At 47.5% G+C, this 22,024-nt stretch carries 18 protein-coding genes; 12 read left to right on the top strand and 6 right to left on the bottom strand.

The genetic code is table 11. The features are described from left to right. Positions 1 to 41 precede the first annotated feature (41 nt). The 3 genes from OM416_RS26950 to OM416_RS26940 are packed head-to-tail and all read right to left on the bottom strand — an operon-like array spanning position 42 to position 3,797. Positions 42 to 1,205, bottom strand: a complete 1,164-nt coding sequence (locus tag OM416_RS26950; protein WP_264934616.1) for a Ger(x)C family spore germination protein — start codon at positions 1,203 to 1,205, stop codon at positions 42 to 44. Then, positions 1,202 to 2,704, bottom strand: a complete 1,503-nt coding sequence (locus OM416_RS26945) for a spore germination protein (protein WP_264934614.1) — start codon at positions 2,702 to 2,704, stop codon at positions 1,202 to 1,204. Before OM416_RS26945 ends, OM416_RS26950 begins: the two co-directional genes overlap by 4 nt. Next, a complete protein-coding gene (locus OM416_RS26940) occupies positions 2,676 to 3,797 on the bottom strand; it encodes a GerAB/ArcD/ProY family transporter (protein WP_264934612.1) in 1,122 nt (373 codons plus the stop codon). Before OM416_RS26940 ends, OM416_RS26945 begins: the two co-directional genes overlap by 29 nt. 195 nt (positions 3,798 to 3,992) lie before the next feature. Here OM416_RS26940 and OM416_RS26935 point away from each other — a divergent pair, with 195 nt between their 5' ends. From OM416_RS26935 to OM416_RS26905, 7 genes are all read left to right on the top strand, one after another. Beyond that, positions 3,993 to 4,886 carry an NAD(P)-dependent oxidoreductase gene (locus OM416_RS26935; RefSeq protein WP_264934610.1) on the top strand — a complete coding sequence of 298 codons (894 nt, stop codon included), beginning with the start codon at positions 3,993 to 3,995 and terminating at the stop codon, positions 4,884 to 4,886. 275 nt (positions 4,887 to 5,161) lie between these two features. Further along, complete coding sequence (locus OM416_RS26930) at positions 5,162 to 5,893, top strand: nuclease-related domain-containing protein (RefSeq protein WP_145146239.1); 732 nt, start codon at positions 5,162 to 5,164, stop codon at positions 5,891 to 5,893. 266 nt (positions 5,894 to 6,159) lie between these two features. Then, positions 6,160 to 7,059, top strand: a complete 900-nt coding sequence (locus tag OM416_RS26925) for a hypothetical protein (protein ID WP_264934606.1) — start codon at positions 6,160 to 6,162, stop codon at positions 7,057 to 7,059. A gap of 336 nt (positions 7,060 to 7,395) precedes the next feature. Beyond that, on the top strand, positions 7,396 to 9,204 hold the full coding sequence (locus OM416_RS26920) for an ABC transporter ATP-binding protein (protein ID WP_264934604.1): 1,809 nt from the start codon (positions 7,396 to 7,398) through the stop codon (positions 9,202 to 9,204). After that, positions 9,185 to 11,023: an ABC transporter ATP-binding protein gene (locus tag OM416_RS26915; protein ID WP_264934603.1), complete on the top strand. Its 1,839-nt coding sequence runs from the start codon at positions 9,185 to 9,187 to the stop codon at positions 11,021 to 11,023. The genes OM416_RS26920 and OM416_RS26915 overlap by 20 nt, the downstream gene beginning before the upstream one ends. Before the next feature lie 43 nt (positions 11,024 to 11,066). Then, positions 11,067 to 11,225, top strand: coding sequence for a hypothetical protein (locus OM416_RS26910; protein WP_264934602.1), 159 nt, complete (start codon positions 11,067 to 11,069; stop codon positions 11,223 to 11,225). 69 nt (positions 11,226 to 11,294) lie between these two features. Continuing rightward, entirely contained in the window at positions 11,295 to 11,630 is a 336-nt protein-coding gene (locus OM416_RS26905; protein WP_264934601.1) for a hypothetical protein, read from the top strand. A gap of 203 nt (positions 11,631 to 11,833) precedes the next feature. Here the strand turns inward: OM416_RS26905 and OM416_RS26900 are convergent, their stop codons facing one another. Then, entirely contained in the window at positions 11,834 to 13,438 is a 1,605-nt protein-coding gene (locus tag OM416_RS26900; RefSeq protein ID WP_264934600.1) for a bifunctional metallophosphatase/5'-nucleotidase, read from the bottom strand. Positions 13,439 to 13,696: 258 nt separating this feature from the next. Between OM416_RS26900 and OM416_RS26895 the strand changes: the two genes are divergently transcribed. The 5 genes from OM416_RS26895 to OM416_RS26875 all read left to right on the top strand — a co-directional run bounded on the left by OM416_RS26895 (position 13,697) and on the right by OM416_RS26875 (position 17,899). Further along, entirely contained in the window at positions 13,697 to 14,692 is a 996-nt protein-coding gene (locus OM416_RS26895; RefSeq protein WP_413775832.1) for a phosphate/phosphite/phosphonate ABC transporter substrate-binding protein, read from the top strand. A 178-nt stretch (positions 14,693 to 14,870) separates the two neighbouring features. Beyond that, positions 14,871 to 15,668, top strand: coding sequence for a phosphonate ABC transporter ATP-binding protein (phnC, locus tag OM416_RS26890; protein WP_062837418.1), 798 nt, complete (start codon positions 14,871 to 14,873; stop codon positions 15,666 to 15,668). Beyond that, a complete protein-coding gene (phnE, locus tag OM416_RS26885) occupies positions 15,665 to 16,516 on the top strand; it encodes a phosphonate ABC transporter, permease protein PhnE (RefSeq protein ID WP_264934598.1) in 852 nt (283 codons plus the stop codon). The genes phnC and phnE (OM416_RS26885) overlap by 4 nt, the downstream gene beginning before the upstream one ends. After that, on the top strand, positions 16,513 to 17,319 hold the full coding sequence (gene phnE / locus OM416_RS26880) for a phosphonate ABC transporter, permease protein PhnE (RefSeq protein ID WP_264934597.1): 807 nt from the start codon (positions 16,513 to 16,515) through the stop codon (positions 17,317 to 17,319). The genes phnE (OM416_RS26885) and phnE (OM416_RS26880) overlap by 4 nt, the downstream gene beginning before the upstream one ends. Positions 17,320 to 17,638: 319 nt before the next feature. Beyond that, complete coding sequence (locus tag OM416_RS26875; RefSeq protein WP_264934596.1) at positions 17,639 to 17,899, top strand: hypothetical protein; 261 nt, start codon at positions 17,639 to 17,641, stop codon at positions 17,897 to 17,899. A gap of 506 nt (positions 17,900 to 18,405) precedes the next feature. Here the strand turns inward: OM416_RS26875 and OM416_RS26870 are convergent. Next, positions 18,406 to 21,192: a DUF5689 domain-containing protein gene (locus OM416_RS26870; protein WP_413775833.1), complete on the bottom strand. Its 2,787-nt coding sequence runs from the start codon at positions 21,190 to 21,192 to the stop codon at positions 18,406 to 18,408. A 218-nt stretch (positions 21,193 to 21,410) separates the two neighbouring features. Next, the gene (locus OM416_RS26865) at positions 21,411 to 21,887 is read right to left on the bottom strand and encodes an RNA polymerase sigma factor (RefSeq protein WP_264934595.1); all 477 of its coding nucleotides are present in this window, start codon (positions 21,885 to 21,887) and stop codon (positions 21,411 to 21,413) included. Positions 21,888 to 22,024 lie beyond the last annotated feature (137 nt).

The following is a 22,024-nucleotide window of genomic DNA, read 5'->3' as shown; positions in this document are numbered from 1 at the left end:
TCCGTCGTACCAGACGGGCAAAGGGGTGTTTCACGTTATTCCTATACTTTCCTCTTATATTTCCCTGTATACGGGATGGTGAGGTGAATCTTCAAATCATGGATCGAGTCTTCCGTAAGCATCATCTTGCTCCCATTGTTTGATAACTTGCGCCAGAGCTTCGGATTTTTGCGATACAGCTTCTCCTGAAGACCGTAAATATCAACACCACGCTCAAGGCCGTGACGATAGGTCTGCATGATTTGCTCCCGCAATTTCACTTCACTAATCTGGATCATTTCATTATAAGTGGTAGGCACCAGATATTCGTACAGGGCGGTTAGGTATTGGGCGTCAATGTTGAACTTGACCTCTTCACCCTGAATGACAGGTTTGATTTTGATCTTCGGCAATCCTACACTGAGGGCCCCATAGATCGTTCCATCCTTCTGAACAAGTAATGGGGCCCGCCGCATGTCCTTGATTAGCCAGTGATAACCGGGGAGCTGACTGCGTGGCAGGAACTCAAAGTTAACCCCCGTCCTTTCAAAAAAGGCCCCTTCGACCAGAAATAGATCGTGTTTCTTTTGGTTCTCAGACCATTGAGTATTGTTCAATGCAAGACTCGGCAGATACGTCGTTGTAGCTGGATCATTATGCGTTGCAATGAGCTTAAAGCTGAGCACAGGCGGGTATAACGATTCTTCCATGTACGTGGGCAGCGGGTTATGAAGAATGCTGTCCAAGGGCGACATATTATAGATGGACGTTGCACTCAGGATTTTCTCCAGTGGCTCACGGGTTCCATACACCCAAGTCGTATAACGGGATTCTGGAAAACGTCCCAGCATGTCGAACACTTCTTTGATATGTTTGCTGGTGAGCACTCCTTCGGCCATGACGATGGCTGTCACATGCCCCCAAGCCATGTGTAATTGAGCTGTACGAAACAGTTCGTTTAGCGCCAGGCTCAATGTTTTCCCTTCAGCATGTCCGACCCATACAGGCGGCGTATCGGCACTTTTGGCCGAACTTTCACTTTTAGCGACACTGGCAAAATCCAGTGTTTGTACATACAGATGATACATGCCGTCTTTATAATCAATGCCAAATGCTTTGGCGTAGTCTACCTGTTGGATTTCAAAGGCACTCCAGCATCCACTTGTCATCACGCACATCAATAGGCTTAACAGACCCAGCAAACATCGCTGCAACAAGCGTCTCATCGTCCATTTCCTTTCTTGTGCGGTTCTTGGGTCTCAAGATAGACGGGTCTGCGTTTACCCAGCCCTTTTGGCAGTTTGAATAAGGAAGCTATCGCTTGTTTGAAATGAAGCGGCGTTAACGGTGTCAGATACGGAATCCCAAATGATTTGAGATCCGTCAGGTAGATGAGGAACAGAATTAACGACAGGATGAACCCATAGATGCCGAGGGAAGCGCCCAGGACAAAACAGAGGAAGCGCAGGATCAGCACAGAACTGGTCATGACCTGGTTCACAATGGTTGCTCCAGCTACGACGGTGACTGCGATAATGACAATCATGAGTGGAGAGACCATACCGGCTCGGATAGCAGAATCTCCGATAATGAGACCTCCGACGACTGTCAGTGTCTGGCCGATGGCACTTGGTAAACGTACCCCCGCCTCTCGGAACAGCTCCATTAACAGCATGATGAAGAACATTTCCACTCCCGATTCCATCGGCAACCCCATCCGTCCAACGGATATCGTTGCAACCAGAGGGAAGGGGATCTGGTCCATATGAAATGAGGTCAGCGCAATATAAAAGCCAGGCAGGAACACGGTGATCATCAGACCAAGAAAGCGCAGCATCCGTCCTACGTTCACAGGCAAGAAGGGAAAGCTGGCATCCTCCGGTGATTTGAGCAAAAGAAACAGATTGACCGGCCCAATAATGGCGCTGGGATTGCCGTCGACAATGAGGATAAAACGTCCGTTCAGGAGACATTCCGCAGCAAAGTCAGGCCTACCCGTATAATGGGTGACGGGAAACAAAGTAATCTTCGAAGGCGACAGCAACTCTTCCAGTTCATTGGCGGTCAAGATGCGTTCGGTCTCAATCTTACGCAACCGATCCTGGACGTCTTCGATCAGCTCCGGATTGGCGATATTCTTGATATACATCAGTGCCACCTTGGTTGCAGAACGTGAACCGATCAGTTCGATATTGCAGGCCAGTTGGTTCGTACGCAGACGTGTGCGTATAAGAGCAATATTGACGGCAAGGGGTTCAATGAACCCGTCTCTTGCCCCGCGAATCGAAACTTCGGTGGTCGATTCCTCCGGTGTCCGTGTCGGGATGTTGGAAATATCAATACTCCACATGGCTTGAAGAGAAGGGATGCAGATCAGCATATGGCCTTCAAAAACACGGAGAGACATCAGCTCGGTTCCGAATGCCGGATCTTGCAGGTCCATTCGGGTCCATTGCAGGCTGATACATTTCTCAATATCGGACGTACGGAAAAAGTGTGTTTGTTCATACGTTCGTTTCAGTTCAGGGAGAATAATATCATAGATCGCCTCACTGTCGACCATACCGCTGCAATAGGCCATAAGGATCTGCATCGGAGATTCACCGATCATGTGACTATTAATGATGACGTCGTCAGATCCGGCAAAAAAGGTATTCAAGTTATGCTCGTTCATTCGGAACGGTTCAACTTCACGATTATTCTTGGGCTGGGTTGAGATCGGCACGTTCGGGAGCCTCCTTGTCCTTTTTATGGATTAATGCAGCCATCGTTAATATCACGGTAACGACGGATACGTACGCGAGCATGACCGGGAACTGAATATGGTCCACATAATAATCCACGTAATCAATGCGCCACCATTGCATCGCCATGAAGCTCATGATCACGGTAATGGTAAGAATGGCGATATATCTTTTCTTCGGTCTACGGAAATTGAGCAGATCCACGATGAGATACATAGATATGGCCACCCTTGCGAAGGAACCACTAAGCCACTGATAGATGGATAAAAAATCAACGTGTTGCAGCAACTTTCCGATATTCACAAGTTTCCATTGCTCATAGGGACTGTTCCGTTGTTTGGCTGCTTCTTCGGGACCGAATTCCACGATGGCTCCGATGGTTGGTCCGATCGCCATACTGAGCATGAAAATACCGAGGATCAGAACATACCACCAACGAATTTTGCCTTTGACTTCATGTTGGAACAGCATGAGAATCCAAATTTCCATTAGTCCGGCAAGGGAGTAGATCATGCCCCGCCACACGGGACCCATGCCGTTCTCCATGATCGGGAACAATAGACTGTAGTCTTTGTATTTCATATTGGCGGACATTACAAAGTAACCAAGTAGTATTACAAAGGGCAGCAGCAGACTGGAAGTCATCGCAATGGATCGTATGCCTTTGGCCGCCGCCCAGGCAGCAACCAGCGCTCCGCCACCTGCCAGAACATAGGGAGGCGTGAATTGAAGATATGTGGACACGGTCCAGTTAGTTGTCTCATACAACGTATGTGTGCCAAGCGTGAATAGCAGAATGGAAGCGGAGATGCGGAAGATCCAAGATGGAACCGCACCGAATTCTCGCGTAATCCAATCGGTTAATCGCTGTCCACGTACACGCCGAATAATGATGTACATCATACATAGAAACAACATGAACAAGGGAGCGGCTGCGACAACAGATAACCATCCGTCTCTGCCCGCAGCTTCCAGTATTGCTGGAATGGACAAGACATGGCAGACCAGTCCGGCACTTAATAAAATGATGGAAAAGGACAACCAAATGGTGATTTGACCTTTTTCACGACTCATGCGAATCCTCCTTTCCAATGAAGGAAGTTTACGTTAGGTTGTACAGCATATGGGAAGTTGATTCCTTTTTCAGTTTTTTTCACAGAAAGCCGCAAACGAGATGGACGAGCCAGCCAGAAAGCTTTAACATACAGATATAGCAATGTCGAAGACAAGCACTGAGCGAAGTATAGAGAAATAGGGAGGAAACCTGCGATGACAAATACGACGAAAGCACCTGGAGAGACGAAAGTTGGCTTTATTGGTACAGGCGTGATGGGTAAAAGTATGGCTGGGCACATCCAGCAGGCTGGATATCCGCTGCATGTCTACACGCGAACTGCTGCCAAAGCGGAAGCGTTGGTAAAAGAAGGTGCCGTATGGCATGACACACCAGGCAAACTGGCTGCCACGTGTGATGTCATCATCACAATGGTGGGGTATCCGAAAGATGTCGAGGAGATTTATCTCGGTGAGGATGGTCTCGTAGCCAATGCCAAACCGGGGTCATATCTGATTGATATGACGACCTCCAGTCCGCTACTGGCTGCACGAATCTTTGAAGCTGCGGAAGCCAAAGGACTGCATGCACTGGACGCGCCTGTGTCGGGCGGCGATATCGGAGCGCAGAACGCGAAGCTATCCATTATGGTTGGAGGTAGCTCGGAGGCCTTTGAAGCTGTGCGTCCGCTGTTTGAGCAGATGGGTAGCAACATTGTACTGCAAGGCAAGGCGGGAGCCGGGCAGCATACCAAAATGTGCAACCAGATTGCTATTGCCTCTGGCATGATGGGTGTATGCGAAGCACTCGCCTATGCCAAGACGTCTGGTCTGGACGCGGAGACCGTGCTGAAGAGCATTGCTACCGGTGCAGCCGGAAGCTGGTCGCTCAGCAATCTCGGTCCGCGCATGATCGCAGGCGATTATGAGCCTGGATTCTATGTGAAACATTTTATCAAAGACATGGGAATTGCACTGGAGTCTGCAAAAGCGATGGGCATGAAAACGCCTGGACTGGCGCTGGCCGAATCCCTGTATCAAGAAATAGCGAATAATGGTCTGGAAGAGAAGGGTACACAAGTGCTCTACACCTATTATCTTCAGGCTTAACAACCCAGAGAACAGCAGCGTATTCTTTTTCTATTCAGGAAAGGTTGCGCTGTTTTTTTAATTTTGCGGCTTGTTTATGCGTCTAAAGTCACAGAATTGGTTAAATGTTCATATGTACTTTGCGTATTGGAGAGATTTTGATCGTTTTCCCTTTATTTTTCCCCCTCTTTATCCGACATAAGTAATAGAAGTTTACATAATGAATGTGTCAAAGGATGTTATTCCTCCTGTAATGGTCACCCGTAAACCACACTACAATAGAACGGAGCTTGCCCATGTTCAAGAAAATCCTGTCTCTGTTCAAGACACAGCCAGAGCTTGCGAACCAGATTACAGCCTCCGCTTCAGCGTTACCATCGACGACAACCATTCCCCCGCGTATGGTCCGCAGTAAGCGCAAGAAAAAAGCGGAAGGGGATTGGACACGTCAGCCGGAGGAGCCTAGTACAGCAGATCAGCTGATTGGTCTTCCAAGTGAATATAAAGTGCTGAACGACTTACTCGTTACCAATCCGAAGTCACGCTCCGGTTATTCGCAGATTGATCATGTCGTGATCGGTCCGCGGGCAATCTTCGTGATCGAAACCCGGAATCTGACGACAGGTGAGATCCGCGGCGGACGAAGAGAGGCCAATTGGTCGGTCAGCAGCAGCCGAGTCAAAATGTACAATCCGCTCATGCAGCATCGTGCACATGTGGAAGCCATCCATGCACACCTTGGAGACTACAAAAGAGTACGTCTCGTCTCCATGGTGACCTTCACGAACCGTTGCCGCATCAGTGTTGATCCTGCTGTGAGATATGTGAATTCGGATGAACTGATCATCTACGATCATGAATTGGTAGAGACCATTCAGCGCAAGACAGAACGACTTGAGACTGAAGTTCCTGAGACCGTATTTCAAGAGAAGGATATTCAGGCGATCTACGCTCTGCTCTCATCCGTCAATTCCACGGATCCTCAGATTCGGTCAGAGCATATGGAGAAGGCTAAAGGTATCAAATAATCTTGCTTCACGAACACTGTTGTCCTTAAGGACGACAGTGTTTTTGTGTTGCCGTGGTAGTTAATGCGCGGCATAGTAAAAGGCTTTAGACACAGGTATATCGTCGTATACAACCGATTTTTAACTTATGATAGAATGTAGACCATGTCCAATTGTGTGAATCAAGCATGTTATCCGAAAGGATATTTTTGTAAGTGAGTGTTCAAGGCTTGGAGCAGAGGTTAATGGTTCTCAGGAATATACATACGATAGGGGAAGATCATACGATGAAGATGAAATGGAATTACACGATAAAGACGTTCACGGTCATGTTCGGTTTGGCGGCGTTTTTGACAGCTTGTGGTGGCGGAGCTAAGGAGACATCATCATCGCCGGAGTCTGCTGCCAGTACAGAAGTTGCTTCACCAGAGACAAGTAGCTCCAATGCTGTAACAGAAACCGCAGCAACCGGTTCGAACGGTAGTGAGCAGACAGGTTCAGCTACAGCAGAATCTTCTTCCACTGACGACGGCAAGATTGGAAAGGACTCCACATTGGAAGAGTTGAAGCAACAGTATGCGGATAAGCTTGGTTATATCCGTATCCCTCTGAATGATCATCCCGTGCGTCGGGTCAGTGAGGAAGGTTCTAAAAATATTAATATCGCCAACTACAGTGATGCCGTTGTGGACATGAATGCGGGGGTGCCGATTCATTCCGATTCGCAGCGGTTGATTGATGATGCCTTTCCTTTTTTCACAACTGTACAAGCTCCTGACGAATCTTATGTAACTTGGGAGGAAGCAACCAATCTGGAACGTGCCATGGTGAAAACGCTGTTTATCGCGCGTGAAGGCCTGTTGATTATCGAAGATGCGATGAAAAATAAGGACTACAGCAGTACATCGTTCCATGACTCCAAGGATTTCTTCAGCATTACCGCGAAATTTGAATCTATGGCACCCGTAGCACAGCATCCGCGTGACATCACGTTGAGTACTCTATACGACAAGGCCCGCACGTCGTGGGGCAAGCTTGCTGCAATGGACCCGGAGCAGGATGAAGCGGCATTTGCCGAGATGTATAAGACGACGAGGACCGATGCCAATAATGCGATGGGATTTCTTAATGTTCTGTTGTCTACGAATGAGGAAGAGCGTGTAGAGGAGATTTACGGAAAGAAATAGTAGTATTGAATAGAATTTGAATGAGTGAACGAATTATATATCTGCTGAGGTCTTATATAGAACCCTAACTGCCGGGACGATCGGTGGCCGGGGTTCTATGTGTTGTATGGAAGGGAGACCTTTCTTTTTTTGCTGCCAAAATGATGAGAAGTATATTGTATTGGGAAAAGTAGGGTAATAAGAATAGAAGCGGGATTGTAAAATACGCTATAATAACCATATGTGTACATAGAAATGATTACATATTGGACGCAGTGGAGAAAACAACATGTCTAATGGAGGCTCTGAGCTGGAACGTGTCGTCGGTTTAGGGTGCTCCGAGCCGGAGGAATGCTTATGATCAAGCTGTTGTTCTACTTGAAGAAGTACCGAGTTGCCGCGATTGCAGCCTTGGTCATGATGTTAATTGAGCTCGCAGTGGAGCTGGCTCAGCCTTATCTGATCTCCAAGATCATCGATAACGGGATTCAGCAGGGAGACTTATCTGTCGTTTGGTTATGGGGCGGTGTGCTCGTAGGCAGTGCTGTTGTAGCTTTTGCTGCCGGAATTGCGAGTTCGTTCTTTGCATCTCATGCAAGTTTGGGGTTCGGATACGATTTGCGGGAGAAGCTGTATGAGAAAGTGCAAACGTTCTCTTATGCGGTCTTCAACCGGTTCGCGACATCGTCCCTGATTACGAGATTAACGGGGGATGTGACCCAGGTTCAGGATACGGTCTTCATGAGTCTGCGCTTCATGACACGTGTACCGCTGGTGGTCATTGGTAGCATGATTATGGCAGTAATCGTAAATCCAAGATTGGGTCTGCTGTTGGTTGTCATGGTACCTGTACTGCTCGTCGTTGTGGTGTGGATGATCAAAAAGGCAGCGCTGCTGTTCCGCAATGTGCAGCGCAGACTGGATGCCGTCAACGGAGTCATCCAGGAGAATCTTACAGGCATCCGGCTGATCCGTGTCTTCGTACGTATGGGCCACGAGATTGAACGCTTTGCCGGATTCAGCGGCAAGCTGATGAAAGGCACGATCTCCGCGCTACGCCTGACAGAGACCACGATGCCGTTCATGCTGCTCATGATGAACGGTTGTATCATCGCCGTGCTGTGGTTTGGGCGAGTAGACATTGCCTCTGGCAATGCGACCGTGGGTGAAGTGGTCGCCGTCATTAACTACCTGCTTCGCACGATTGGTGCCATGTCTGCATTGTCATGGATTCTGGTAACCTTCTCCAGAGCAAGTGCTTCGGCGCAACGGCTGAATGAAGTATTCAATACGGAGGACACTTCCGAGACTGAACAGACAAAGGCATTATCAGCGTCTGCACCATCTGCTGGATCTGTGAAATCTTCACATTTTCCGCAATCTTCATACACGGCGAAGAAACAGCGCACGGTGCAGGGAGCGGTTGAATTCCGTAGTGTAGGCTTCAGTTATCCGAATAGTGAAATTACAGTATTGGATAACATCACATTCACTGCAAAAGCGGGGGAGCGTATTGCCATTATGGGAGCAACAGGCTCAGGCAAGTCTTCATTGGTGCAGCTCATTCCACGCTTATACACAGAGGATCAAGGAATGGTACGGATTGATGGTACCGATGCAGCAGAGCTGGATCTGTCCATGCTGCGTGGGGCGATTGGTTATGTGCCGCAAGAGGTCATCCTGTTTACCGGTTCCGTGCGGGAGAATATTGCCTGGGGTCGGGAAGATGCTACCTTAGATGAGATCGTGGAAGCCGCGAAGCGCGCGCAGATCCATGAAACGATTGAGAATTTACCAAACGGTTATGATACATTGCTGGGTCAACGGGGAGTTAATCTCTCAGGTGGACAGAAGCAGCGACTTTCCATTGCACGAGCACTGGTACGTAGGCCGAGAATTCTGATTCTGGACGATAGCACGAGTGCGCTAGATGTAGCCACAGAAGGCAGGCTGCTGGATGCACTGGAAGAATTGTCGTGTACCACGTTTATCATCACCCAGAAGATCAGTTCGACCACTTCGGCGGACCTGATTCTGCTGCTCGATGATGGACAACTCATTGGGCAGGGAAAACATGAAGACCTGATGGAATCGTCAGAGCTGTATCGTCGAATTCATGAATCACAATACGGGGAGGGCGCACAGCATGTTCAAAGCATTCATTGAGCCTTTCCGTCAGCCACCGCCGCCGATTGATCCTGAGACGCTACGGTCAGGTGGTGGCCGCAAACCCAAGGCACGAGCGAAGAACTGGTCAGGTACATTAGGCCGAATCTGGACCTATCTGGCAAGACGTAAGGTCAAGCTGTCCATGGTGCTGTTGATGGTGTTTGCCAGCTCCGCACTCGCTTTGCTTGGCCCCTATATGGTGGGGGTGGCTGTGGATGATTTCATTGCGGGTGAAGCCGGCTCAAGCTGGACCCGGTTTCTGATTGGATTAACGGCAGTTTACGTCTTATTCTCGCTCACATCCTGGCTCCAGAACATATGGATGATTGAAATTGCACAGGAAACGGTGTACCGCATGCGGTATGATCTATTCTCCCATCTGCACAAATTGCCGATTCCATTCTTCGGTAAACGCCAGCAGGGTGAGATTATGAGTCGGGTGACCAATGATATTGAGAATGTCAGCGGTACGCTGAACAGCTCGGCCATCCAGATTTTTTCGAGTGTGTTAACGCTTCTCGGAACGTTTGGCGTCATGCTCTGGCTCAGCCCACTGCTGACCCTGCTTACCTTTATCGTCGTGCCTTTGATGGCCATCGGCATGCGTTGGATTACGCGCAGAACCGGACCGCTCTTCAAGGAACGGCAGCGCAATCTGGGTGAACTCAACGGTTATATCGAAGAGACGTTATCCGGTCAGCGGATCATTAAGGCATTTTCCCAAGAGGAGCGGGTGATTCGAGGTTTTGAGGAACGAAATACCCGCATCCGGATTTCCGGTTTCTGGGCACAGACGATCTCTGGTTTTATTCCGAAACTGATGAATGGATTGAATAACCTGAGCTTTGCGATTGTAGCGGGCATCGGTGGTATTCTGGCGATTCAGGGTTCGGTTACGGTCGGGGTGATTATTATCTTTGTGGAATATGCTCGCCAATTCACTCGTCCGCTGAATGATCTGGCGAACCAGTGGAATACGTTATTGTCCGCGATTGCGGGGGCTGAGCGTGTATTCGAGGTGCTGGACGAAGATGAGGAAGCGAAGGATGAAGGGGCAGCGGTATCTCTGGATAAGGTAGAGGGAGCCGTTCGCTTCGACAAAGTATCCTTTGGATACGATGAAGGACGTAACATTTTGCATGAGATCAGCTTCGAAGCCAAACCGGGTGAGATGATTGCTCTTGTAGGACCGACCGGAGCGGGGAAAACGACACTGATCCAGTTATTATCCCGCTTCTATGATCCGACGGGTGGCACATTAACGGTAGATGGTCGTGATATGACCACCATTCGGCGTGAGAATCTACGGTCACATATGGCATTTGTGCTTCAGGATTCATTTCTTTTTCAGGGCACGATTCGGGAAAATATTCGTTTTGGCCGTCTGGACGCGACGGATGAAGAAGTGGAAGCAGCCTCCCGGCTGGCGAATGCCCATTCCTTCATCGTGCGTATGAAGGATGGGTATGACAAAGTGCTGCAAGCCGACGGAAGTGGCATTAGTCAGGGACAGAAGCAATTGCTCGCCATTGCCCGGGCAATTCTGGCCGACCCTTCTATACTCGTATTGGACGAGGCGACCAGCAGTATTGATACCGTCACAGAGATCAAAATCCAGGAAGGGCTACAACGTCTGATGCAGGGACGTACCAGCTTTGTCATTGCCCACAGGCTCAACACGATTCGCCAGGCTGATCGGATTTTGGTACTGAAGGATGGTCATCTGTTGGAGCAAGGCTCGCATGATGCTTTGTTGGAACAAGGCGGTTTCTACAGCGAGTTGTATTACAGTCAGCTGCGTAAGAAAGCGCAGTAGTCATTTTGGATAATAAGTGACATGTATTAGAAAGCTTGTAGTTATGAAAAAGAGCAGGGATGAGGGATTGATGCTCCTCACTTCTGCTCTTTTTGCATATTTAATTGAGAAACATTGGAAATTAAACTATGACGATGTATTAAAATATGGATATAATGGAATGGGTTGTTTTTGGGAGGTTGCTAGCGGTTTTGAAGAATGAGAATGAATTTATACACGTATGCCTATAGTCAGGCAAGTTATGCATAATAAGAGAGGAGGGCAATGTGGAATGGAATTCAAATTTGGGAATGTTTCTATTCTTCTCCCCCCTGTACACATTACGATTATCGCAATTATTATTCTTTTCTTTCTGGTAAGGTGGAGCAAGCAATTAGAAACAAGACGTTTTACGGTTTTCTTTTACTTTTTGATTAGTACTTTCATTACTCCAATTTATTCTCAAAGTACAAAAGATGGTATCTTTGAGCTATGGATCCCTGCAGGGTTTATTGTGGTTTTCTTTTATTTGATTCGCAGCGAAAGAAATCATCCATCTAAAATGAAAGCGAGTATCTTAGGATTTTCCATAGCGTTATATCAGTTAATCCTTCAATATATCGGATAACGGGACGAGGACAGGACAATTCAATAAGAACAAGTAAGCAGCCGTTCAACCAAGTGGTTGCTTTTTCTTTAAGCTAATGGTCAGTTCAGTTCTAATAGGTATTGAAAATACGAGGTCTGAAGTCAGGTACATTACGTTTCTATAAGAAGTTATAGGTTTAAAATAAAGAGCAGATCCTGATCACAGGATCTGCTCTTTCTCATTTAACTGCCAACAACTGTCCAGTTGTCCGCCTGCTCCACCGTTAACGGCTGGTGTCTGCGAATATAATCCTCCACCAGTGCGGCCATATCTGTAGCACCCTCGTGCAGCACCTTTTTGCCCGGATACATCGCATAATCCCCGCCGCCAGCAGCACGGTAGCTGTTCATTACTACAGAGTAACTGCCATCCATATCCATGGGTTTGCCTTCACGTTCCAACTTCACAACTCGACTGCCGACAGGTTGGGAGATATCTAATTCGTACTCTAGGCCAGCCCACATATCATAATTATAATGCTGAGGTTTGGGCTCCATATAGGCCGGATTCACGGCAACTTCACCAGAAGCATTCACTACAAAGTAACGAGCCGTTTGTTCCAGCGCTTCTCGGATATCCCGACCACTCAGCTCCAGCACCGTCAGCGTGTTGGGATAGATGAAGTTGGATAACACGTCTCGAACGGTGATGTGGCATCCGAAACCACGAGCTTCTTCACTCAGCATCGCTGTATTGGACAGTTCTGCCCCGGTCGCTTCCATCTGCACTTGATGTACAAAAGCAATGAACGGATGTGCCTTGAGCCGAAGGGACGTAGCATTGGTGATGGATAAATCCCCGGCCACCTCGCCAATGGGTTGATCAAGCCATGCTTGTGCCTCAATTTCAACCTCATCCGTAAGTTTCAAGACCGTAGCATCAGGTTCAACACCACTATGTTCATCCAGAAGCAACAACCGAGCCTTCTTATCGGTAATCCGCCACTTCCCGCCCGATGATTGTTCCAACTGAACAGATACATGTCCCGCACCATTTCCACTGAATCCTGGCTGAATGACGGTTACGCCATGAATATTAGCGGTAAGCTGACGATGTTGATGTCCGGTAAGCAGCACATCGATGCCTTCGATGTCCCGGCAGATGGCATAGCCTTGATTTTCTCCAGTTAACCGTTCGGCAGGCTCTCCTGTCTCCAGATCACTCTCAAATCCCCCATGATAACTCACAACCATTACATCTGGTTGCTCATGCTCGCGTATATAGCTAACCCATGTACGGATGGTCTCCATGGCATCAAGGAACTGTAAACCCTCAATATTCTTCGGGTGCTCCCAGTTCGGTATGTAGTGCGTGGTTGCGCCCAATAGGGCGATTTTGACGCCAGAAGATAGGGTTTTGATTAGATATGGAGGACCGAAGGCAGGTGCGTCCGGATGCTCATCTTTTACAATATTGGCAGACAGCCAAGGGAAGTTGGAAGCTTCAACGGCTCCGCGTAATAAGGCCTGACCATAGTTGAATTCGTGATTGCCCATAACTGCTGCATCATAGCCCAGTTCATTCAGAACGGTTATGAATGGATGTACTTCGTTTATGGAAACCTGTGAAGCTGCATAAGCGGCCAAGGGTGCTCCTTGCAGCAGATCCCCGTTATCCACCAGCATCAGTTCAGGTGAACGTTCGCGTTCCTTACGAATCAGGGAAGCGAGCAGGGCAAGTCCGGCCGGGCGGTATGCATTAGTATTGTAATGAATGGGTCGGATGGCCCCGTGCAGATCACTGGTGAACAGGATGTCGAAGCTTGCCGTATGGTTTGTGGATGTCATTTTACAATCTCCTCTAATATATAAGTTCAGAACTATGGAATTACCATAAAACGGAGAAGACAGTATAGGCTGAAGAACCGAAGGTTATGCCTTTATCTCCGATGTTCTTCCTATATCTTCAACCATAATGAGCCTATTCTAACAGATACAAGACCTGCTGACAGCCTGACAGGAAACTTTACAAAACTCCAAATTCCGTTTCACATCGCGCTAATATTTGGCAACTATAGTAGATAAGTACTGAAAAATAGAAATTCTTTGGAGGGTGTTCGTTTGAAGAAGTCTGCTTTATTTTTACCATTGTTGATTTTGGTTATGTTTCTGAGTGCTTGTGGGTCTAGTAGTACAACTGGTTCGGCTAACGGGGATAATACGAGTTCCAATGCATCCGGTACGTCTACGACAGAGACAGAGAAACCTGTCGAAGGTTATGTGCCAACTGAACTGACGGTTCAATTCGTTCCTTCCCAGAATGCAGACACACTTGAAGCCAAAGCGAAACCGCTTGAGAAGTTGCTTGGTGACAAACTGGGCATTCCGGTAAAAGTCAGCGTATCCACGGACTATAACACAATTATTGAAGCAATGGCTTCCAACAAAGTAGACGTAGGTTTCTTGCCTCCGACAGCTTATGTACTGGCTAAAGAAAAAGGCGCTGCACAAGTTATTTTGCAAGCACAACGTTTTGGTGTAAATGATGAGACAGGTGCTCCAACCGAAGAGTTGGCGGATTCCTATAAATCCATGTTCATTGTGAAAAAAGATTCGCCGATTCAATCCATCGAAGAACTTAAAGGTAAAAAAGTCGCTTACCAAAACGTAACGTCTTCCGCAGGTTTTGTATGGCCGGCAGGTCTGTTGCTGGACAGAGGTATTGACCCATTGAAAGATGTAACACCTGTAACATTGAAAGGTCATGACCAAGGTGTTATCGCTGTATTGAACGGTGACGTTGACGCGGCAGCTATTTTCCAAGATGCCCGCAATACGGTAGCGAAAGACTATCCAACTGTATTTGAAGATACACGTGTACTGGCGTTCACTGAGCCTATTCCTAACGATACCATTGCTGTTCGTACTGACATGAATGCAGATTGGACTGCGAAGATCAAACAAGCCTTCATCGATATCGGTAAAGATACTGAAGGTCACCAGATCATCAAAGAGATCTATACGCATGAAGGTTATGTAGAGTCCGATGATAGCAAGTTCGAGATCGTTCGTCAGTATGGCGAAAAAGTGAAAGGTGAGTAATTCTGATCCAAAAGTAGTTTGGGATCTGTTCACTTTGTAGTAGCTCTCTTGGATGGGAACAGCTTAATCGTAGCAATGGACAGGCCAGTTCAGCGTGATCTACGCTGCGCTGGCTTGTGCCATTATAGCAAGGACTTATGTATGGTTGATCATTATGAATGAAAGAAGGATTATTGCCATGATTGAGCTTCATAACGTTACTAAAACTTACGCTAACGGCACCAAGGGCCTGGATAATATTAATCTGAAATTTGAGCAGGGTGAATTCATTGCTGTAGTCGGCTTGTCCGGTGCGGGTAAATCAACTCTCCTGCGATCCATTAACCGACTGCACGACATTAGTGAAGGTGAGATTCTGATTAATGGAAGTTCCATCACGAAGGCACAGGGCAAACGGCTACGCATGATCAGACGCGATATCGGTATGATTTTCCAGAGCTTCAATCTAGTGAAAAGGTCCAGTGTACTCCGTAATGTACTCGCTGGACGAGTTGGATACCATTCCACCATGCGTACTATTCTGGGGCGTTTTCCAAAAGAGGATATTGAACTGGCATTCACTGCGCTGGATCGGGTTAATATTTCAGAAAAAGCCTATTCCCGTGCAGATCAGTTGTCCGGTGGTCAACAACAGCGTGTCGCTATTGCTCGTGTCCTTGCGCAGGAAGCGAAAATCATTCTGGCCGACGAACCGGTTGCTTCACTCGACCCACTTACAACGAAGCAAGTCATGGATGACCTGAAACGCATCAATCAAGACCTTGGGATTACCACCATTGTCAATCTTCACTTTATTGATCTGGCGAGAGAGTATGCGACCCGTATTGTTGGATTGCGAGCAGGTGAGGTCGTATTCGACGGTCCGGTGGAAGAGGCAACGGATGAGCGCTTTGCTGAAATATATGGCAGACCCATTCTGGCTGACGAATTGCTGGACAAGCAGGCTGTGCACGAGCAGGGAGAAGTTGTGGTATGAAGGGGCAGTCCAACGTTCCACTTCAGAATTCAGGCGGAGTGGGGAAGGAACCTGGTTCCAGCCCGGCTCAGGTTGTGAATCGCCCGAAACCGCCTGGGCGTACGAAACATCTACTCACCCTGATCATCATTCTGCTTCTTCTGTGGGCAAGTGCGAAGCAGACGGACGCCACCTTCACAGAGTTGATTGAGGGTTTCCCCAACATGCTGGACTTGTTGAAAGAAATGTTTCCTCCTCGGTGGAGTTATTTTGACAATATCGTGCAAGGCATGTTGGAGACGATCCGAATGGCTCTGATTGGGACAACCATTGGTGCCATTATCGCCATTCCAATCTCGATCATCTGTGCCGGTAACCTGATGCCAAGTCGCTGGATCTATTATCCGGCGCGTTTTCTGCTCAACCTGATTCGGACAGTGCCGGATCTGCTGCTTGCTGCTTTGTTCGTCGCTGTGTTTGGTCTGGGACCCATCCCCGGAATCTTGGCACTGGCTGTGTTCTCCGTAGGTCTGATTGCGAAGCTGACCTATGAGACGCTGGAAACCATTGATCAGGGGCCGCTTGAGGCGATGACGGCTGTTGGTATGAACCGGATTCAGCTCATTGTATATGGCGTGGTGCCGCAACTGGCTGCCCAATTCACATCTTATGTGCTGTATGCCTTTGAAATTAATATACGTGCTGCTGCCATTCTGGGATTGGTGGGAGCCGGAGGGATCGGGCTTTACTATGAGGCCACACTTGGATTCCTGGAGTATGACAAGACCAGCGTAATCATTCTGTTTACCCTCGTCATCGTCCTGGTCATTGATTATGTAAGTACTAAGCTGCGGGAGAAATTGCTATGATGAAAAATGAAACAAGCCGCATCCGGCCAAAACCACGGAAAAACCCGCTACGCTGGGTTATTGTATTACTGCTGATCCTTGTGTATGTTTGGGCGCTTGCCGGTGTACCGTTTACTGGTTTCAAAGAAACCGCCGCTCAGATTATGAAGGCCATTGTAGCCGGGATTTTCTCACCAGACTGGGATTTTGTATATCTGCCTGAAGGAGAAGACTTGCTGCGAGGTCTACTGGATACGCTCGCGATTTCCGTGCTGGGTACCGTAATCTCGGCAGTGCTCTGTATCCCGTTTGCATTCTGGTCTGCCCGCAATATGAGTGGTCATCGTTCCATCTCGGGTGCAGGTAAAATGGTACTCAGCTTCATCCGTACGTTCCCCGAGATTATCATGGCTTTGATGTTCATCAAGGCAGTAGGCCCCGGATCGTTCGCAGGGGTACTCGCCCTTGGATTGCACTCGATAGGAATGTTAGGCAAATTGTACGCAGATGAAGTTGAAAATATAGACTATGGTCCATCTGAGGCGCTGCTCGCCTCTGGAGCCAATCGCATGCAGCAGTTGTGGTTTGCCATCCTGCCGCAGGTTATGCCTGGCTTCCTGAACTATACGTTGTATCGTTTCGAGATTAATGTCCGTTCTGCAACCATACTGGGTGTAATTGGAGCAGGGGGTATCGGTACACCGCTGATCTTTGCACTCAGCACACGGAACTGGCCGCGAGTAGGTATCATCCTGCTGGGTATTATTGTGATGATCACGATTATCGATTTGATCTCAGGGTATATTCGTAAGAAGCTGGTGTAGAGTTAATGTGGCGCTACGAATATATTAGATGATAAATTAAGATAAGTTGATAGCGTAAGTAGAGAGGGCTATTCGGTGCCGGAACATTGGCAGGGATAGTCTTTTTTGTGTCTGCAAATAAACAATGGAGTGTTGTTATTGCTCTGCTAACCGTTGAGGAATAAGAGGGTTCAAAGAATATGTATAAGAGTGATTGAATTATTTTCCAAGTACATGTATGATTAATAGGTTTCTATATAAAGGGAATTAAGGATATTAATCAATAATTCTCATAAATACCAATATACAAGAAGTGACTTTATTAAAAGGAAGGTGACCTATGGAAATATTTCAATATATATGGATTGGAACTATCGTGCTCCTATTATTATACAGAATGATCTTTCAGAAGTTTAAAAAGCATAACAAAGAAAATATGGGACTCAGTGCAATCCTGATCATTTTCACGGGCAGCAGTTATGCGTTTACACAGATGAACTTGATTTTTGTCATTAGTATCATCGCCGTGGCCGCATATTCTGCTGTATGGAACAGCATTTTATTTGTTAGAAATGGATATGAACCAGAACGCTTGAAATGAACCAGCGCTCTGCGTCTTCGCTAAGGCATTTAAACAATTTAGCTTAGACTTGCGGGAGCTGGGCTAACGAACCTGAGAGTCCCTATTTTGCCTCATAAGGCATCACTGGAATTCTAACGAATCGTAGTGACGTTATATGTTGCGTTTTGCCTGATTTAACCCTTTGGTAACTGAAATATAGTTAAATAGCGATGCTGAGGTTCGTTAGATTCTAGAATTTGGCCATAATGGCCGAATAAGATCTGTCAGGTTCGTTAGCACCTAGCAAATGAAACAATTAGGGAAGTCCGTAGCATACGTGTCTACTTTCTTGCCAGAGGTCCAGTATCTACTTTCTGGACAGAGGTCCTACATGCACGATCGTCAATAAATGTGGCCACTTCACCCGTTTCACCGATATGTGTGCTTTCAACTAAAAAACCGAAACCAGGATGCCCTGTGAATCAGGCAATGTTGGTTTCGGTTTTTTACTTGCTTGGTTAAACGTTAGGCTTCTTTACTGAGACTTAACTAGCCAAAGGCAATGCTTTAGTAACTTGAACCGTAATTGTCTCGGTGCTGGTTACGCCTGCGGCGTTGATTAGCTCAGCGCGGTACGTGTACGTTCCGTTAGCGCGACCGGACAATTCCGTTGTAGCACTTTGAGAAGCTGGTGTAGCAGCTTTCAATGCTTGTGTATCAATCAATACATCATTCTCATAGAGACGGTATTCGGTTGCGTTCGTACCCCACCAGAGGTTCATAAATACGTTGTAGTTGCCGTCACCATCCCAGTTGTTTTGGGACAAGTTCGCTTTCCCTGGAGCAGCGTTCGTTACTTGAACGGTCAGCTCGTCACTGCGTGTAGTTCCTTTGTCGTTCGTCAGCTCAGCTACATACGTGTATGTTCCGTTAGCTTTGCCTGTAATAGCCGTTTTGGAGGACTGAGCCGATGGTGAAGCCGCAGTTAACTTCTGCGTATCCACAAGAACTCCATTCTCATACAGTTTGTACTCAGAACCATTTTCGCCCCACCAGAGGTTCATGTTTACGTTATACGAACCTTCGAACAGGCCCGTTGTATATCCATTATCAGAAGAAAGCACCGGTTTACCCGGTGCCCCTTCAGCTGGAGTGGAAGGTGTTTCGCCTCCACCTTGATTTTCCGCAGGTACAAAATCATTCAAGCTTCTAGGTTTCAATTGATATACGTCTTTGAAAATAGCGGAAACGCCTGTGATATCGATTTTGTCACCAGCAACATAAGGGAAGGAAGTCTCCGTCACACCTGTACGTGTATCTACACGGATATGTGTGCTCGTGCCATCTGCTGCTACCGCGTCGAATTCAAAAGATCCAACCGGTGTAGCACTGATGATATTCTCGATCGTTACATCTTTCAGTTGAACCAGTTGTCCTTGGTTCGCATCTGTAATTGCAGTAACTTCGATTGGCGCAGGTACGGAAGCCGTACCTGTTTTCTCAATCGCGATGATATCGGTAAGCTCGAACTCGCTGTTATAGATGGTTGTTGCTGCTGTTACTTTCACCTTGTCACCAGCATGGAAGCCGCTAGTGTGCTGGAACACGTAGATTCCGGCAGTTTCATCCTGAAGATAGAAGGCTTGTCCACCGAATGCACCCGGCTCTGTCGTAACAACACCTTCGATGGTTACGGTAGTGCCAACCGCTTTGGTCCGTGCTTCAGCAACGGTGATAGCTGCTGGGATCGGTCCTTCTTCTTCCGGAAGCTGTTCTGCTGGCACATTAGCAACGGTCACGGCATTGGTGATCAGGTTGCTGCCGTTCAGACGTAGACGCAAGCTGGCAGCGCCAGTTGTACCCGGTTTAATACGGACGTTCAGATCTTTGATCCCGCGACCTTGGCTGTCCGAGGTTACACTGAATGTGGAGCTATAGCCATACGATGTCGGCCAAGTACCACTTTCATTCTGGATCATAGCGACCTGTGTTCCGCCAGTCAGATAGATACCGGCACTATAACCGGATACGGTTGTATTCGGAGCCATGTTCTCCACAACTACACGAATCTGGAAGTCTTCTGCATTTGGAAGAGTATCCTGTTTCACGAAGCTGTATGCAGCGTTCGCACTGGATGCAGGGCCACCGTAAGAACCAGCCTTGAACGTGGAACGATCGTACCACTTGTATCCGGCAGCAGGTGCGGACCAAGGTTCAGCCTGTGGCTCTGTGGAAGCAGCCGGCTCTTCGAATGGCAACAGCGCTGTAGCTGTATCCAGTTCAAGTCCGTTCACTTGAGTCAGATCCGTGTAGTTCTCTTGTGTAGCAAGCCAGTTCACAGTGTTCACGAGCAACACAGCATCATCGGCTTCTTTAAAACCGTCATAAGTCGTTTTGCGTGTACCTGTCTCTTCACGCAAGTATTTCGGAGATGCATCTTCTACTGGAGAGGAGTCACCGATGAAGGCAGCCTTACCTGCGCCCAGCTTGGATACGGCTACGTAAGGACCTTCTTCGATCCCGCCGCCGTTGTATACGCCTTGGTCCACCGCGTTATTCCATTTGGCGTTGGTTTTTGGCAGGTACACAATGCCTTTTGCCTTTTCCGGATCAGTGATTGCGAGTGTTGAACCGGCGTGCATCGCTACAGCCGATACGCCTTCCGTGATGCCGAAGGCTTGATCTGCCGGTACGACGATGTTGGCGTTGATATCGCCAAGTGCGTTATAGCGGAATCGTACGCCGAAGTTATCGGACAACCAGTCTGTGCTGGTTACATTTTGCATGGCTTCTGAATTGCGCTCATCTGTGCTCATACCTTTGGTTGGATCTTCAAAGGCTCCCCGACGATAGCCGTTGATAACTTCTGAGCCATCCCAGCGGTTTTTGTTACGGTCGGCATTGTAGTGATCTCCAACGAAGAAGATGCTGCCGCCTGTTTCAACATATTGTTTCAATGCTGCCTGTTCGGATGTTTTGAAAGGAATTTGAGGCTCTGCAATAACGAATACGTTATACTCTTTCAGATCATCATAGGTAAATGGTGTCGTCTTGCGAAGTTCTTTGACATAATAACCATCATTCGCGAGTGCATTTCCGAAGTCGGAGAAACCTCCATCGATGACCCAGTCTGCAGCTCCAGCCGTCTGACCGTGTGAGTTGTCGAACAAGACTTTCTTACCTGCGTTTTGGTTCACAACCTTCGCCTGGATGAACGGTGCCGGGTCTGTCGGCCCTTCCGCATGAACCGATGCATCTCCGTTCCATAATCCGATCTGAAGCGGCAAAGCCATGGACAATGCCAAGAGTGATTTTAAAAATACTCCTCGCATACCTGTTAATTTACCCAACCAAATCCCTCCCAAATATTAGTTGATTCATGAGTTCGTCCATATTCTACCACATGAAAATCTTACATAGTCATAACAATTTGTAAAAATTAACTCGATATTTGTAAAATTGGGTCTTTTGACATATCTATAGGTATTTCGATCCTGTCTTAACACTTCCATCCGCCGTCACTAATAATTTTTGGTAAAAAAAGCCATCTCTATGAGATGACTTTAGCTCGAATTCGATTCACGGCATGGAAGACAGAGGATTTAATCATACCTTCACTACGATTCACCAGCTCTGCCGTTTCCTTAATGGAGTATCCATGAATGAGGCGAAGTTCTAATATTTTACGATGCTCGGTGTTGTTAATATGGGAGACCAGATCGTCGACGCCTTCGTTAATTTCCAGATGCGGTGTATCGAAGTGATGGGTAGGTGCCTCCAGACGACTGTCGCGTTTAAGTGTACGGGTCTGCCTGCGGAAGCTGTCCATGGCAAGATTTCGGGCAATCCGTTTGAGGTAATAGAGAAGCCGATCTTCAGGGATATCCACGGTAACGTTCATCAGTCGAATGAAACACTCCTGAGCCAGATCCTCTGCATCTTGTGGTTGTTTGACAATATGGGATAGATACCTTGTGATTTCTGATTTATAGTTGATATAAGCATCATTAATTTGTGTGTTGTTCATATGATGTGAATCCCCCTTGGATACAGATCAGGCTTGGGTCCGGTCTGGTATGAGTCTCTTATGATCCAAGTATATCGGGATGTTGTTTCCAAACGGTTCAGAGTTGTATCGGAGTTGTAACATTTCGTGCTTCCCTC

Source organism: Paenibacillus sp. LS1, assembly GCF_026013365.1.
In the GTDB taxonomy this organism is placed as follows: domain Bacteria; phylum Bacillota; class Bacilli; order Paenibacillales; family Paenibacillaceae; genus Paenibacillus.
This window is presented reverse-complemented; position numbering and strand designations above follow the sequence as displayed.

Excerpts from the sequence above, each read along its gene's own strand:
- OM416_RS26950 (WP_264934616.1), bottom strand. The coding sequence starts at position 1,205 with ATGAGACGCTTGTTGCAGCGATGTTTGCTGGGTCTGTTAAGCCTATTG.
- OM416_RS26940 (WP_264934612.1), bottom strand. The coding sequence starts at position 3,797 with ATGAGTCGTGAAAAAGGTCAAATCACCATTTGGTTGTCCTTTTCCATC.
- OM416_RS26935 (WP_264934610.1), top strand. The coding sequence starts at position 3,993 with ATGACAAATACGACGAAAGCACCTGGAGAGACGAAAGTTGGCTTTATT.
- OM416_RS26930 (WP_145146239.1), top strand. The coding sequence starts at position 5,162 with ATGTTCAAGAAAATCCTGTCTCTGTTCAAGACACAGCCAGAGCTTGCG.
- OM416_RS26925 (WP_264934606.1), top strand. The coding sequence starts at position 6,160 with ATGAAGATGAAATGGAATTACACGATAAAGACGTTCACGGTCATGTTC.
- OM416_RS26920 (WP_264934604.1), top strand. The coding sequence starts at position 7,396 with ATGATCAAGCTGTTGTTCTACTTGAAGAAGTACCGAGTTGCCGCGATT.
- OM416_RS26915 (WP_264934603.1), top strand. The coding sequence starts at position 9,185 with ATGTTCAAAGCATTCATTGAGCCTTTCCGTCAGCCACCGCCGCCGATT.
- OM416_RS26910 (WP_264934602.1), top strand. The coding sequence starts at position 11,067 with ATGAAAAAGAGCAGGGATGAGGGATTGATGCTCCTCACTTCTGCTCTT.
- OM416_RS26905 (WP_264934601.1), top strand. The coding sequence starts at position 11,295 with ATGGAATTCAAATTTGGGAATGTTTCTATTCTTCTCCCCCCTGTACAC.
- OM416_RS26900 (WP_264934600.1), bottom strand. The coding sequence starts at position 13,438 with ATGACATCCACAAACCATACGGCAAGCTTCGACATCCTGTTCACCAGT.
- phnC (WP_062837418.1), top strand. The coding sequence starts at position 14,871 with ATGATTGAGCTTCATAACGTTACTAAAACTTACGCTAACGGCACCAAG.
- phnE (WP_264934598.1), top strand. The coding sequence starts at position 15,665 with ATGAAGGGGCAGTCCAACGTTCCACTTCAGAATTCAGGCGGAGTGGGG.
- phnE (WP_264934597.1), top strand. The coding sequence starts at position 16,513 with ATGATGAAAAATGAAACAAGCCGCATCCGGCCAAAACCACGGAAAAAC.
- OM416_RS26875 (WP_264934596.1), top strand. The coding sequence starts at position 17,639 with ATGGAAATATTTCAATATATATGGATTGGAACTATCGTGCTCCTATTA.
- OM416_RS26870 (WP_413775833.1), bottom strand. The coding sequence starts at position 21,192 with ATGCGAGGAGTATTTTTAAAATCACTCTTGGCATTGTCCATGGCTTTG.
- OM416_RS26865 (WP_264934595.1), bottom strand. The coding sequence starts at position 21,887 with ATGAACAACACACAAATTAATGATGCTTATATCAACTATAAATCAGAA.